The sequence below is a fragment of the Cupriavidus sp. 96C5-1 genome (assembly GCF_057798855.1).
On record NZ_JBYOJU010000011.1, the window covers coordinates 1 to 14,911 of the forward strand.

The 14,911-nt window shown below is 67.1% G+C and carries 10 protein-coding genes and 1 pseudogene; 9 read left to right on the forward strand and 2 right to left on the reverse strand.

Annotation, left to right across the window (positions count from 1 at the left end; all coding sequences use genetic code 11):
• The 9 genes and pseudogenes from AC3FOF_RS14470 to AC3FOF_RS14510 form a co-directional block, all read left to right on the forward strand.
• Window positions 1-394, forward strand: a pseudogene (locus tag AC3FOF_RS14470) (hypothetical protein); the annotation flags it as partial.
• A gap of 105 nt (window positions 395-499) precedes the next feature.
• Window positions 500-886: a hypothetical protein gene (locus AC3FOF_RS14475; RefSeq protein WP_488726983.1), complete on the forward strand. Its 387-nt coding sequence runs from the start codon at window positions 500-502 to the stop codon at window positions 884-886.
• Between the two features lie 93 nt (window positions 887-979).
• Window positions 980-1,240 carry a PAAR domain-containing protein gene (locus tag AC3FOF_RS14480; protein ID WP_035818270.1) on the forward strand — a complete coding sequence of 87 codons (261 nt, stop codon included), beginning with the start codon at window positions 980-982 and terminating at the stop codon, window positions 1,238-1,240.
• Window positions 1,241-1,269: 29 nt separating this feature from the next.
• Entirely contained in the window at window positions 1,270-1,776 is a 507-nt protein-coding gene (gene tssJ / locus AC3FOF_RS14485; RefSeq protein WP_488726984.1) for a type VI secretion system lipoprotein TssJ, read from the forward strand.
• A gap of 4 nt (window positions 1,777-1,780) precedes the next feature.
• Complete coding sequence (gene tssK, locus AC3FOF_RS14490; RefSeq protein ID WP_017230928.1) at window positions 1,781-3,124, forward strand: type VI secretion system baseplate subunit TssK; 1,344 nt, start codon at window positions 1,781-1,783, stop codon at window positions 3,122-3,124.
• A 41-nt stretch (window positions 3,125-3,165) separates the two neighbouring features.
• A complete protein-coding gene (gene tssL, locus AC3FOF_RS14495; RefSeq protein ID WP_488726985.1) occupies window positions 3,166-4,410 on the forward strand; it encodes a type VI secretion system protein TssL, long form in 1,245 nt (414 codons plus the stop codon).
• Window positions 4,411-4,518: 108 nt separating this feature from the next.
• Complete coding sequence (tssM, locus tag AC3FOF_RS14500) at window positions 4,519-8,379, forward strand: type VI secretion system membrane subunit TssM (RefSeq protein ID WP_488726986.1); 3,861 nt, start codon at window positions 4,519-4,521, stop codon at window positions 8,377-8,379.
• Entirely contained in the window at window positions 8,358-9,101 is a 744-nt protein-coding gene (gene tagF, locus AC3FOF_RS14505) for a type VI secretion system-associated protein TagF (RefSeq protein WP_488726987.1), read from the forward strand. Before tssM ends, tagF begins: the two co-directional genes overlap by 22 nt.
• The gene (locus tag AC3FOF_RS14510) at window positions 9,088-10,284 is read left to right on the forward strand and encodes an OmpA family protein (RefSeq protein WP_488726988.1); all 1,197 of its coding nucleotides are present in this window, start codon (window positions 9,088-9,090) and stop codon (window positions 10,282-10,284) included. Before tagF ends, AC3FOF_RS14510 begins: the two co-directional genes overlap by 14 nt.
• 87 nt (window positions 10,285-10,371) lie before the next feature.
• On the opposite strand, the gene AC3FOF_RS14515 is transcribed toward AC3FOF_RS14510, so the two are convergent.
• Window positions 10,372-13,596, reverse strand: coding sequence for a CusA/CzcA family heavy metal efflux RND transporter (locus AC3FOF_RS14515; protein ID WP_488726989.1), 3,225 nt, complete (start codon window positions 13,594-13,596; stop codon window positions 10,372-10,374).
• Between the two features lie 14 nt (window positions 13,597-13,610).
• A complete protein-coding gene (locus AC3FOF_RS14520) occupies window positions 13,611-14,906 on the reverse strand; it encodes an efflux RND transporter periplasmic adaptor subunit (protein ID WP_488726990.1) in 1,296 nt (431 codons plus the stop codon).
• Window positions 14,907-14,911 lie beyond the last annotated feature (5 nt).

A 14,911-nucleotide genomic window follows, 5' to 3' on the forward strand; every position in this document is an offset into this window, starting at 1 on the left:
GCAGGCTCCGGCAGGGCACCCGGTGCGCCGTCTCTATCACGACGTGGATCGCCGGGACGCCAATGTCAACACATTGCTCGCACCCCTGCGCACGGCGGTGCATCAGCACTGGCCGGACCTGGACCAGCTGAACGACTTCCGCAGCGTGTCCGAGCACATGGTCGGCCCGGCCCGCGCCGCCAGCGTCGGCGTGAACGTGGCGCAGGCCACGGCTTATGTGGACCACACGGGCAACAGCGCGGTGGTGGCCAGCGCCACGGACCCCAGCGATGCGTGGTCGGTGCTGGTGGGGCCGCCACCGGGCTGGGTCAAGCGCGAGCCGGTCAAGACGTGGCCGCGGGCGCGAGGCCGGACGAGTGCGTACCTGCCGTGGTTCGGAAGGCGGACGGATTGACATGACGCGCGCGCTCGATTGCACGCTTGCATTGGAAACCATAAGCAACCAGACAGGAGAACTCAGGCGATGACCAAACCCAGACGATGCAAGCCGCTTCTCGCGGTGGCGGTGATCCTGCAGTTTGCCGGGCAGGCCAGGGCCGATATCACATCCTTCCAACTGCAGGAACTGCAGATGCAGGCCCAATTGCAGACGGTAAAGACGATCGCGGTCATGCTGGGCATCGCCGAGGGGTGCGCCCAGGTGCATCCGGCGCTGCGTACGGATGTCGATCAACGCTATGGCGCGATCGGCATGGACGAAGAGTTGAAAGGGCAGATGCGAACGGTCATTGCAGCGTGCATGGACAAAAGCAAGGCACCCGGTCTCGAACAATGCCAGCAGCTTGTTCAACGCGTGAATCCGCCATTGGGCGATGACGGCCTGGGCGCCTTCTTCGAAGCGGCCAGGCCTATGCGGGCGCTGGCCATGGTGGAGCCGTGCGAGTAGTGCCCGACGCGCCGCCCAGCCATTGCCGCCATGTCCTGACGCTTAGCCCTCCTGGCAGGCGCCGCTTGCCAAATCTTTCGGAGTCAAACCGATATGTCCAATTCCATAGCCACTGTTGGCGATCTCCATACCCATGGCGGTGTCATCCTCTCCGGCTCCCCCAATCGAAGGATCAATGGGCGTCCCATTGCGCGCAGAGGAGATATGGTGAGCTGTCCGCTGCATGGGCCCAATGTCATCGAACAGGTCATGGGCCTGTTCAAAGTCGATGGCGAAGACGGCGCTGCAACTGGCGACAGAACGCGCTGCGGCGCGGTGCTGATCGGGTCCGCACCCGCGCGGGTGAGCCGATGAGCGTGCGGACGTTGCCGACAGGACGAACGATGGCTGGCGCCGTCCGCCCGCTTGGGCTGGCGCTCGCCTGTGCGCTGCTTTGCGCCTGTTCCACCATGCCGGCGCAGCCGGAGCAGATGAAACTGGAGCTGGCGCTGGAGGCCAGGCCCACCGTCAATCCCGACGAGGCCGGCAAGGCGGCGCCGGTGCTGGTGCGCGTCTATGAACTCAAGACGGAGAGTGCGTTCGCCAATGCCGATTATTTCTCGCTGGACAAGTCCGACCGGCAGTTGCTGGCGCAGGACCTTCTGGTGCGCGACGAGTTCATCCTGCGGCCGGGCGAGCAACGCGCCATCACACGCAAGCTGAACGCGGATACCACCGCGCTGGGTGTCCTGGTGGGCTATCGGGATCTGGGAAAGGCAACGTGGCGGCTGGTGTACAAGCTGCCGCCGGCGCCGGAAGCGGCCTGGTATCGCGCGGCCATTCCGGCGCGCAAGGTCAGGCTGCAGGTGCTGCTGGACCAGCAAGCCATTACAGTTTCCAAACCGGATTAAGAGCATGAGCTGGTATAACAAAGTGGTCTGGAGCGAGGGCTTGTTTTTGCGCCCGCAGCTATTCCAGCAACAGGAACGCTATATCGAGCATTACGCGCACAAGCGTAGCGCGCCGCTGACGCCGTTTTTCTGGGGATTCCATCATTTCGCCATCGATTCGGAAGCGCTCGCGCTGGGAAAACTGGTGCTGTCTTCCGCGGCCGGCTTGTTCCAGGATGGCACGCCATTCGACGCGCCCGCGCATGCCGGCTTGCCGGCGCCGCTGGCTGTGCGCCATGAGCACCTGAACGGGATCATCTGCCTGGCGGTGCCGATCCGCTCGCCGAATGCGGAGGAGACGAACTTTGCCGACGCGGCCGACTCGCTGGCACGCTACCGCGTGTTCGACGAGAGCCTGCCGGACGTCAACTCGATTGCGCAGGGCCCCAGGCTCGTGCAGTTGGCGGACCTGCGCATGCGCCTGATGGGCGAGAACGAGCTGGGCGACGCATGGCTGGGCCTGCCGCTGGCGAGGGTGACGGAGATCGCGGCTGACGGCAGCGTGCGGCTGGATGCCGAACTGATTCCACCCGTCAACGTGTACACCGCCAGCAGTCGCTTGCAGACATGGCTCGCGGAACTGCACAGCCTGCTGCGAATGCGCGCCGAGGCGACCGCAAAGCGGATGGCCGCCGCCACGGCGAGGGGTGGCGATGCCGCCGAAATATCGGAGTACCTGATCCTGCAATTGCTGAATCGCTACGACGCGATCCTCGCGCATCTGCTGGAGGCGCAGGCGGCTTCGCCCGAGGCGCTGTACGCGCATCTCACGGCATTGGCCGGAGAGTTGTCCACCTTTGTCCGCACCGACACACGGCGGCCGTTCAAGCACAAGCCATACCGGCATGGGACACCCCACCTGTGCCTGAAGCCCGTGGTGGATGACCTGCGCATGTTGCTCAATGTGGTGCTGGAGCGCGCTGCGCAGCAGATCGAGCTGCTGGAGCAGGGACACGGCCTGCGGGCGGCGGTGCTGGAACCAGGCGAGATCGCGCAGTTCAGCGCGTTCGTGCTGGCGGTAGCGGCCAGGATGCCGGCCGATCTGCTGCAGCAGACCTTCCCGGCGCAAGCCAAGCTGGGTCCGTCGGAGCGGCTGAACGAACTGGTCGGTTCACACTTGCCGGGCATTCCGCTGCAATCCCTGCCCGTGCCGCCCCGGCAGATTCCGTACCACGCGGGCTATGTCTATTTCGAGCTCAGGCAAGACCATCCCTTGTGGGAGCAGGTGGCACGCCACGGCGGCCTGGCGTTGCACGTTGCCGGGGTCTTTGACGACTTGCGCATGGAGCTTTGGGGGGTGCGGCAATGAACGGAAACCCGAGATCCACAGGCGGCACGGATGCGCTGGGAATGCAGGACGCTGACGCGACGGCCACGGCTGAGCCGCCAGTCGCCACGCCCGCGCCGAAAGCCAAGCCGAGGCTGCCTCCGCGCAGGAGCGTGGAGGAGCGGGCGCAGCGTTGCCTGAAGTCGGAAAACCCGCTGCTGGCTGCCGCGATGCCGTTGCTGCGCGCGATGACCGACCTGCCTGCGTTGCTGCGCCAGGACCAGAAGGCGACGCTGAAGACCATGCTGGTGGAGGCCGTGCTGGAGTTCCAGGCGGTGTGCGAGCGCCTTGATGTCCGGCGCGACCATATGCTCGCGGCGAGCTATAGCCTGTGCACGGCACTGGATGAAGCGGTGATCCGCCAGCCCTGGGGCGGCACCGGCTGGGCGGTCAACAGTCTGCTGATTCAAGTGCACGGCGATACCGGTGGCGGCGTGAAGGTGTTCCAGTTGATGGGGCGGCTGGTTAAAACGCCAAACGAGCATATCGACGTGATCCAGTTGATGTACCGGCTGATTTCGCTGGGCTTTGTCGGGCGCTATGCGGGACAGACCGACGGCCCCAGGACCCTGGAGACGCTGCGTCAGCAGTTGTATGGCCTGATCGCCACGGCGCGGGGCGATGTGCCGCACGAGCTATCGCCGCACTGGCGAGGCGAGACCGAGGGCCGCTTCGGCATGTTGCGAACGGTGCCGGTCTGGGTCAGCTGGTCGGTGATGGCGCTGGTCGTGTTCGGGGTGTTCTCCTGGAACAAGTATCAGCTGATGCAGAAGGCGGCCGCACTTGAACAGTTGATCCTCTCCATCGGCAAGGATGTTCCCGCGCCTCCCGAGCCGCGCGCGACGTTGCGTCTCGCCGAACTGCTGAAGCCGGAGATCGCCCGCGGCGTGGTGAGCGTGCGCGAGGACAGTACGAGCAGCGCCGTCACCTTCCGTGGCGACGATATGTTCGGCGGTGGCAGGGCGGAAGTCAGCGCGCGCATGCTGCCGTTGCTGGACAAGGTGGCGGCCGAGATCGCCAAGGTGAGTGGCAAGGTGACGGTGATCGGGCATAGCGACAACATGCCCATCCGCACGGCGAAGTTCCCTTCCAACCAGGCCCTGTCCGAGGAGCGCGCCGCTACCGTGACCGAGTACCTGGCGGGCCGGGGCGTGGCGAAGGGCCGCCTGGAGGCCATCGGCAGGGGCGACACGGCGCCGCTGACGGACAACAGGACGCCTGCAGCGCGCGCGCAGAACCGGCGCGTCGAGATCGTGGTGACGCAGTAACCGGCGCTATCCGCATGGGCCACCAAGGCTTGGGCGTGACCGCCCGGGCGCGCCCGAATCGCGCATGCAGCGGCTGCAGGGCTGTCGCGCAGGAACGGAAATCAAGATATGGAATTCATGAAACGGATGGCCGGTGCGCTGGCCTCTCGGTACGTGCTGGCGCTGGTGGCATTGCTCCTGGCCGCCGCCGCAGTCTGGTTTGTCGGGCCGCTGCTGGCGTTCGGCGGCATGCAGCCGCTGGCCGGCGCAGGAATGAGGGTGACCGTGATCCTGTTGCTGCTGGGCCTGGTAGTGTGTCTGCTACGGGGCTTTACGGTGTCCGTCGTCGGCATGGTGGCGCTTTGCCTGCTGATCTGGCATGCCGGGCCGCTGTTCGCCTTTGGCGAGCGGCGTCCGCTTGCGCCGGTGGAGGTCCGCGTGACGCTGATATCGGTCATTGCACTCGGATTCATTGCGTACTGGCTGTTCCTGATATGGCGGAAGGCGCAGGCCGAGGAGCACTTCGTCAGGATGCTGCTCAGTTTTGGCAAGGGGAGCAAGGAGCAGGTCGCCAAAGCGGAGATCGCACAGCTCAACGACGCCATTCTGGCCGCGCTGGCGCAGCTCCGGGGCATGCGCACCGGCTCGGGCCTGGGCCGGCTGTTTGAAGGGCGGCGCTATCTGTATGAGCTGCCCTGGTACATGACGGTGGGCGCGGCCGGGGTTGGCAAGACCACAGCCTTGCTCAATGCCGGCCTTCAGTTTCCGCTCGCCGGGCAGATGGGCAAGGCTGCTGGCGCGCGCAGCGGCACGGCATTCACGGACTGGTGGTTTACCAATGAGGCAGTGCTGATCGACACCGCGGGCCGCTACACCAGCCAGGCGTCCAGCCCGGACCTTGATGCGGCGGAGTGGAAGGGATTCCTCGGCTTGTTGAAACGGTATCGCGCACGCGCGCCCATCAACGGCGTGCTGGTCACCATCAGCGCGCAGGATCTCCTCAGCAACTCTGCCGAGGAAGCGGCGCTGGAGGCCGCCGCCATTCGCGCGCGCCTCGAGGATCTCAGGCAGGACCTTGGCATTCGTTTCCCGATCTATGTGGTGGTGACCAAGCTCGACACGATTCCCGGGTTCGAGCCGTATTTCCGTGCGCTGACCAGCGAAGCCAAATCCCAGCCTTGGGGCTTCACCTTGCCGTACGGCAACAAGGGCGGGCGGCGCGAGGATGCGCAGGACCTTGCCGCGCAATGCCGGGCACAGATGGAAGCGCTGGTCCGCCGCGTGGAGGGCACGGTGGACCGCCGGCTCCTGGAGACGTTCGACGCGCAGCAGATGCAAGCCATGCACAGCCTGGTCGAGGACTTTTCCTTTCTGGCGGTTCCGGCCATGGAGATGGTGGAACGGATTTTTCTCGACTCCCGCTTCGACGGCACACAGCACAAGCCAATGCTGCGCGGCGTCTACTTCACCAGCGCCGCCCAGACCGGCGAGGTGGCGCTAGCCGACACGGACCACCTGATCCACCGCCTCCTGTCGGCGACGGGTAGCAGTGAGCAGGCGGCGGGCGCGGCCGACGCCGGTGCCGACGCCAGGGAAGCGGCGATCTCCCGGATCGTGACCGGTAACAGCAGCTACTTCCTGCGCGACGTCTTTCACCGCGTGGTGGTGCCCGAGGCGCACCTTGTACGCCCGAACCTGCGCTGGGAGTTCCGCTTCCGCCTGATGCGCACGGTAGCGCATGTCATGGGCGCGCTGCTGGCCCTCTGGCTCCTGGCGGCATTCGTCGAAAGCACGCGCCGCAACAGCGACTACCTGCACGTGGTGGCGGACAAGGCGCGCGCGCTGATCACGCAGTATGCGGCCTACGTCAAAGCGCCGCGGGCCGAATCCATGCCAGCCGTGCTGGCGGCGGGCTCCGAACTGGCCGCATATCCAGGGCTCGTGCTGTCGGAGCCCGCGCTGCCATGGCGCTACGGCATGTACGCGGCGCCCTTGCCGGTTGCGGCGGCCAGCCAGGTCCATGCAAGGCTTCAGGACAGGCTGCTGGTGCCGCATATGGTGAAGCGGATCGAAGCCGTCCTGCAGACGGCGGTGGCGCAGCGCGACGCCAAACGCACCTACGACACCCTGCGCGTCTACCTCATGCTCCACGAGAAAGACAAATTCAACGCGCGCGACGTCTGGCACTGGGTCCAGGACGACTGGGCCAAGGGCGGCGGCGCGGAAGCCGCCGGCGGCCGCGTGGCGATCCTCGGCCAGCTCGAGGCCTTGCTCGATGGCAGCCGCTCGGTACAGGCGAACTCGGCCCGGAATGAAGAACTGATCCACTCGGCAAGGGCGTTCCTGGACGGCAATACCTCGACGGAGCGCCTGTACGAGAGGGCCAAGGCCGCGATGGCGGCCGAGGCGCCGCAGGATTTCACGCTGATGCGGGCCGTGGGGCCACAGGCCGGCACCTTGTTCGTGCGTGCCAGCGATGAGCCGCTGGAGCGCGGAGTCGCCGGCCTGTTCACTTATGCGGGCTATCACGAGTTGTTCAACGCGAGGCTGCCGGAGTTCGTGGCGGTCGCGCAGGCGCTGGATGCCTGGGTGATGGGGCGCGAAGCGAGGCCGGCCGCTCAAAAAAAAACGCTTGAGGGCATGTCGGGAGGGCTTGCCGGCAATGATCCGCTGACCCAGGAAATCCGCCGCCTGTACCTGAACGAGTATGCGAGCCGGTGGGAAGCGTTTCTTGGGGATATCCGCGTGGTGACGGGCAACAACCTTGCATTCGACCTGGAGATCCTGCGCAACTTCGCGGCGCCCGATTCTCCGCTGGCGCGGCTGGGTCGTGCGGCGGTGCGGGAGACCACCTTGAGCCAGACGCTGGAGCCGGAGGATAAGTCGCTGGCGGACAAGGCCTTGTCCGCGCTGGAGCGCAAGACCGGCCTGGGCGGTCTCGCGGCTCGCGCCGAGGGGCGCCAGGAACGGGAGGCCGTGGACAACCGCTTTGCCGCGCTGCGCGAGGTGGTGACGGGGCAGGCCGATACGCAGAAGGCCGGTGCGGCGGCGCAAGCGGCGGCCGGCAAGCCGCAACTCGATGCCATCGCCGGCATGGTCAATGCCTACTACACCACGCTGGTGGTGGCCAGCAATGCTTTGCAGACGCGCAACCTGCCGCCGCCGAGCGAGGCGGGGGCGCAGTTGCGCATGGAGGCCGCCAAGCTGCCGGCGCCGTTCAAGGCGGTGCTCAACGATCTGGTGGTCCAGGGCACGCGCGCCGTCAACAAGGGCGCGGGCGATATCCTCGTCGCGCGCATGGATGCGGTGATCGGCGAGAGCTGCCGCAGCGCCATCGATGGCAAATATCCTTTCAGCCCGGGCTCGGCGCGCGATGTCGATCCGGATGACTTTGCCCGCATCTTTGCCGCCGGCGGCGTGCTGGACGACTTCTTCCAGAAGGTGCTGGCACCCCATGTGGATACCACCATCTCGCCCTGGCGCTACACGCTGTCCGCACCCGATGTGCCGCCGCTTGCCGGCCCGAGCCTGGTGCCGTTCCAGCGCGCCAAGGCGATCCGGGAGGTGTTCTTCCGGGAGCCGGGCGCCAGCAGGATGGCGTGGAAGGTGGATCTGAAGGTGGTGGCGCTTGACCCGGAAATCGTCGAGCTGAATCTGGATTTCGACGGGCAGAGCCAGCGCTACGTCCATGGTCCCGTGGTGCCGCTGAAGGTAAGCTGGCCCGGGCCGCGCGGCGGGCATGGGGCGGAACTCGCCGCCAGCCCGAAGATTCGGCCGGAGACTTCCACGCTTTCCGCCAGCGGGCCGTGGGCGCTGATGCGTGTCATTGCCAAGGGCAAGCTGGCGGGTTCGGCAAGTGCCAGCCATTTTTCCGCCGAATACGACTTCGATGGGCGCAAGGCAACGCTGGACATCAACACCGGGAGCCTTGCCAATCCCTGGACGACGGGGTTGTTGCAGGGTTTCCAGTGTCCGGCGAGGTCGGGGTGATCAGCGCGCCGTCCATTTTCGGCAAGGTGCCGGCGCAGGGGGATTTCATCCGGCACAACGCTTCGCTGGCACAGGTGGACGCATGGCGCCAATGGTTCGGCGCGGCGGCCGGACAGCCGTGCCGGCCGGGCAGGCATGCTGGCGAACCGCTCTATTTCCTGCTCGGCGCCCGTCCCATGGCGTTTCCCGGCCATGACTTCCTGCTCGGCGTGCTGGTGGCTTCCCGCGACAGGGTGGGGCGGCCGTATCCGATGGCGATCTGGCAGCGCGCCAATGCCGCCGGCCTGGCGCCTTACCTGCGTGCCCCGGCCGCCTGGCTGTCCGGGGTGGCGCAGATTGCCGCCCGGCACGCGGGCCAGCCCGTGGCGGAACCGCTGGCCGGGGAGGTGGTGGCGAGTTGGGAGCGGCACCGCTTGCCTGCGCGTCTGGCCTGGCCCGCCATTGCGGCCAGGATGGCGGATCGCGCCGTGGCGACGATACCCGCCGACTGGCCGGGCTATGGCATGGGAACCCCCGCGGCTTTACGCGTCGACTGGCCGGCATCCCTGTATCGGCCGGGTACGGCCGGGTGCTGCTGGCAGGCAGGTTCGGACCGGGTAGTGCATCTGCGTGACGCAGCCATGCTGGGGCAGCTCATTGGTGGGCTGTGGGCGGAGTCGGCACAGGTGGGCAACGGCAAGCGCGGTTCTGGAATGGGAGTAGTCGCAAATGAACAACGTTGATGCGCAAGCGCGCAGTTCGCAGTTGCTGAGGCTGGCGCAGCCGGTGCTGTGCGTGCTCGATGAACTGGTTCCGGCGCTGGAATCGGCAGCGCGGCTGGATCGTTTGCAAAGCCAGGCCAGGGAACGCCTGCGCGCGTTCGAGCAGGCCGCGGCCGGACTGGATCGCAACGAGGTGCATGTGGTCCATTACTGCCTGTGCGCTGCGCTGGACCAGGCCGGAAGCCGGCTGACCGGCAGGTCGAACGGGCTGCGCGGTGCCTGGCTGCAGCATGGCCTATTGCTGGAATGCTATGGCGAGCATGGCGCGGGCAGGCATTGCCGCGCACTCATCGCCGGCCTGCTGGGAGACCCGGGGGCGCATGCGGATGCGCTTCAGGTGGTGTCCTACCTCGCCGCGCGCGGACTGGCCGATGAGCAAGGCGTGCCCTTGGGGGGCCGGGTCGCGGCGCCACGATCGGCTCCGCCAATGCCAATGCCAATGCCAATGCCAATGCCAATGCATGAGCCCGCACGCCTGCCGCTCATGCCGTCCCGGACGGATATCGAGGTTCCGACTCCGCTGCGCGAAAGACGGGCAAAGACCGTCACCTGGCGCGGGACCCTGATGTGGATGGTGCTGGCGCTTGTTGTCGCGGGCGGCCTGGCATTGTTGCAGTACCGGCAATATGTCAGCGAGAAGGACTTGGCGAGGAAGGTGGATAGCCTGATGGCGCTGAACGCGCCGCTGGAGCTTGCCCCCATCCAACGTATCGCTGCGCAATTGGCTGCGCAAACCGCTCCAGGGGCGTTGAGCTTGCTGTTGCGGGAGGATCGCCTGCATATCGCCATCGATGATGAACTGGCCTTCGCTACCGGCAAAGTCGAACTTTCGCTGGCGCAGATGCCGTTGCTGGATAAGGTCGCGATGCAGCTTGCCGGCAGTCCGGGCACGTTGACGGTGATCGGGCATAGTGATGCCACGCCCTCGGTGCGTGAGGGCCGGCTCTCGAATCTTGCGCTGTCGGAAGCGCGCGCGCTGGCAGTGGCGCGTTACCTGCAAAGCCGTGGCGTGGCGCCAGGCCGGATCCGGGTGATCGGCCGCGCCGACGCGCAGCCGCTTGCGGACAATGACAACGCCGCCGGGCGCGCAAAGAACCGCCGCGTGGAAATCGTGCTGGCGCCACCCGGCTCCTGGCTGCAATAGGGCGAGGCCGCCTTGGCTGCGGGAGCGGCAAGCCGTCCCGCAGCCGCAAGCCCCGGCAATCGCCTTCGGGCTCGACTGCGGCCAGCGTCAGCCGTTTGGCAATACCGGTGCGACGGCCGCGCTATCCGCCTGGGGTTCGTTGCCGCTTTCATCTTCCGCGCCGGCCCCGGCCTCATCCCGCCGGTGCGCCAGCCGGTACAGCACCGGCAGCACCAGCAAGGTCAGCGCCGTGGACGACAGGATGCCCCCGATCACCACGGTGGCGAGCGGCCGCTGCACCTCGGCCCCGGTCCCGGTGGCAATGGCCATCGGGATAAAGCCGAGCGAGGCCACCAGCGCGGTCATCAGGACTGGGCGCAGGCGGGTCAGGGCGCCGGTGTGGATGGCTTCGTCGAGCGGCTTGCCTTCCTCGCGCAGGCTGCGGATGAAGGAGAGCATCACCAGCCCGTTGAGCACGGCGACGCCCGACAGCGCGATGAATCCCACCGCCGCCGAGATCGACAGCGGGATGCCGCGCAGCCACAGCGCCAGGATGCCGCCGGTCAGCGCGAACGGGATGCCGGTGAAGACCAGCAAGCCGTCGCGCACGTTGCCGAACATGGCGAACAGCAGCACGAACACCATCAGCAGCGCCACCGGCACCACGATCTGCAGCCTGGTGGCGGCCGACTGGAGCTGCTCGAAGGTTCCGCCCCAGGTGACCCAGTAACCGGTGGGAATCTTCACCTGGCGATCGAGCGCTGTCATGGCCTCGGGCACGAAGGTGCCCACGTCGCGCCCGCGCACGTTGGCGCTGACCACGATGCGGCGCTTGCCGTTCTCGCGCGAGACCTGGTTGGGGCCGGGCGCGAGCGTCAGGGTTGCGACTTCACCCAGCGGGATATAGCTGGCGGGCGCGGCTTCGCCGGCGCGCGCGGCGGCGCCCTTCGGCAGGGGAATCGGCAGGCGCCGCAATGCTTCCACATCGGCACGGATGCCTTCGGGCAGCCGCACGCCGATATTGAAGCGGCGGTCGCCCTGGAAGAAGATGCCGGCGTCGCGCCCGCCCACGGCGATGGCAACGGTGTCCTGCACGTCGGTCATATTGAGCCCGTAGCGCGCCGCGCGGGCGCGGTCCACGTCCACCGTGAGCACCGGGAGGCCGCTGGTCTGCTCGATCTTGACCTCCGCCGCGCCGGGGATGGCCTGCAGCACGCCGGCGACCTTTTGCGCCGTGTCTTCCAGTACCGCGTTATCGTCGCCGAAGATCTTCACGGCAACGTCGCTGCGCACCCCGGAGATCAGCTCGTTGAAGCGTAGCTGGATCGGCTGCGAGAACTCGAACTTGTTGCCGGGGATGGTCTCGAGTTCGGCTTCCATCTCGGCCAGCAGTTGTTCGCGCGATTTGCCGGGGTCGGGCCATTTGCCCCGGGGCTTGAGCATGATGTAGCCGTCGGACGCATTGGGCGGCATCGGATCGGAGGCGATCTCCGCGGTGCCGGTGCGGGCGAAGACGCGCTCGATCTCCGGAAACTTCTCCTTCAGGCGTGTCTCGATCTGCTGCTGCATGGCCAGCGACTGGGTCAGGCTGGTGCCGGGAATGCGCAGCGCCTGCACGGCGAAGTCGCCTTCGTTCAGGTTGGGGATGAACTCGCTGCCAAGGCGCGTCGCCACCAGCCCGCTGAGCAGCACCGCCACGGCGGCAAAGGTGAGCACCACCGGCGTATTGGCAATGGTCCTGCCCAGCAGCGGCGCATAGGCGCGCCTGGCCCACAGCATCAGGCGGTTCTCTTTCTCCGCCACCTTGTCGCCGATGAACAGCGCCACCGCCGCCGGCACGAAGGTCACCGACAGGATCATCGCGCCGATCAGCGCCAGCACCACCGTCATCGCCATCGGATGGAACATCTTGCCCTCCACGCCGGTCAGCGCAAAGATCGGGATGTAGACGATCATGATGATGAGCTGGCCGAAGATCAGCGCGCGGCGTGCCTCCCTGGAGGCGGCAAAGACTTCGTGGAAGCGTTCGCTGCGCGTGAGCGGCCGGCCGTGCTGATGCTGGGCGTGGGCCAGGCGGCGCACGCAGTTCTCCACGATCACCACGGCGCCGTCGATGATGATGCCGAAGTCCAGCGCGCCCAGGCTCATCAGGTTGGCGCTGATCTTGTACGTCACCATGCCGGTGAAGGTGAACAGCATGGAAAGCGGGATCACCAGCGCGGTGATGATGGCCGCGCGCAGGTTGCCGAGGAACAGGAACAGGATCACGATCACCAGGATCGCGCCCTCGACCAGGTTCTTCTTGACGGTGGCGATGGCGCGGTCCACCAGCACGGTGCGGTCGTACACGGTGACGGCCTTGACGCCGGCCGGCAGCGAGCGGTTGATGGCCGCCATGCGCTGGTCCACCGCTTGCGAGACGGCGCGGCTGTTCTCGCCGATCAGCATGAACACCGTGCCCAGCACCACCTCGCGGCCGTTGTCCGTGGCGGCGCCGGTGCGCAGCTCGCGGCCAATGCCCACGTCCGCCAGGTCGCGGATGCGGATCGGCTGGCCTTGCGCGCTGCCGACGATGATCTCGCGGATATCGTCGACGGACCTGACCTGCCCCGGCGCGCGCACCAGGTACTGCTCGCCGCGCCGTTCGATATAGCCTGCGCCGACGTTGGCGTTGTTCTTCTCCAGCGCGGCCACCACGTCCTGCAGGCTCAGGCCATAGGAGGCCAGCCGTTCCGGGCTGGGCGCCACCAGGTACTCCTTGGCGAAACCGCCGATGGAGTTGATCTCGGTAACGCCGGGCACGGTGCGCAGTTGCGGCTTGATGACCCAGTCCTGGATCTCGCGCAGGTCGGTGGGGGTGTAGGGCGTGCCGTCGGCCTTCTTCGCGCCGTCCTCGGCTTCCACCGTCCACAGGTAGATCTCGCCGAGCCCGGTCGAGATCGGGCCCATCTGGGGCGCGACGCCGGCGGGCAGGTTCTGCGCGGCCTCCTGGATGCGCTGGTTGACCAGCTGGCGCGCGAAGTAGATATCGGTGCCGTCCTTGAAGATCACCGTCACCTGCGACAAGCCGTAGCGCGATAGCGAGCGGGTCTGCTCGAGGCCGGGCAGGCCGGACATCGCGGTTTCGATCGGGTAGGTGACGCGCTGCTCGGTTTCGAGCGGCGAATAGCCGGGCGCCGAGGTGTTGACCTGCACCTGCACATTGGTGATGTCGGGCACGGCGTCGATGGGCAGGCGGCTGTAGTTGTAGATGCCCAGCGCGGCCATGGCGCACACGGCCAGCAGCACCAGCCAGCGCTGCTCGATGGCAAAGCGGATCAGTCGTTCGAACATGATGGAGTCTCCGCTCAGTGGCTATGCTCGGCGCCGGCCTTGCCCAGCTCGGCCTTGACCACGAAGCTGTTGCCCGCCACGTATTGCGCGCCGGGCTTCAGGCCTTCGGTAATCTCGACCAGCTTGCCGTCGCTGCGGCCGGTCTTGACCGGCTGCGCCTGGAAGCCGCCCGGCACGGCAACGAACACCACCTGCTTCTCGCCGTCGCTTTGCAGCGCTTCGCTTTCGATCGCCACGGCTGCCTCGGCGCTGGAGTCGGTTACGCCCACGGTAACGAAAAGGCCCGGCCGCCATGCCATCTTGGGGTTGGGCAGGGTAACGCGGGCAGTGGCGGTGCGCGTTTGCTGGCCCAGCAGGGAGCCTACGTAGGACACCTTGCCCTCGGCCTTGCCGTCGAAGGCGGTGGAGGCGATCCTGACCGTTTCGCCCACGCGCACCCGATCCAGGTCCTTGGGCGCGATCACGAACTCGGCCCATACCGTGCTGAGGTCGGAGATGATGAAGACGTTGGCGTCGGCCGCCACGGCTTCGCCCAGCGCCAGGTGCTTTTCCACCACGGTGCCGTCGAAGGGCGCGCGCAGCTCGAACCGGTTGAGCGCGCGGGCGTTGCCGGCATTGCCGCTGGCGCCGATGGCGGTCAGCTTCTGCGTGGCATTTTGCGTGGCGATGCGGGCCTCCTGCAGCGCGGTGCGCGCCGCCAGGTAGTCCTGCTCGGCGGAGATCTTGTCCTCCCACAGCTTTTTCTCGCGCTGGAAGGTGGATTCGGCCAGTTCCAGGCGCTTTTGCGCGGCCAGCAGTTCGCTGCGCTGGTCCGACAGCGCGGTGCTGGCCAGCACCGCCAGCAGCTCGCCCTTTTTCACCTGTTGGCCCAGGTTGGCGGATACGCCCTCCACCACGCCGGCCACGCGCGGCACCACATGGGCGGTGCGGTCCTCGTTGAAGCGGATCTCGCCGGGGAAGGACACCATGCCTTCGATGCGTGCCGGGCCCGCCACGCGCAGCGTGAGGCCGGCCGCCTGGATCTGCTCGCGCGTCATCTCGACGTGGCCTTCCTTCTCTTCCTTTCCTCCGGCCTCGTGATGCTCATGGTCGCCGTGCGCGGGGGCGTCGTCATGCGCCGCGCCGGCCGGGCTGCCGTGATGCTCGCCGTCGCCGTGGGCCGCGGCTTCGCGATGCGCGCCGCTTGCCGGTGCGGCTTCTGCCGCGCCGTCGCCGCTGCCGCGTCCGGCGAACATCAGTCCCGCCGCGGCGATAGCGCCGCCGGCCAGGATGACGGCGATGCTGGTCTTCTGTTTGCTGTTCATTGCCATGATGG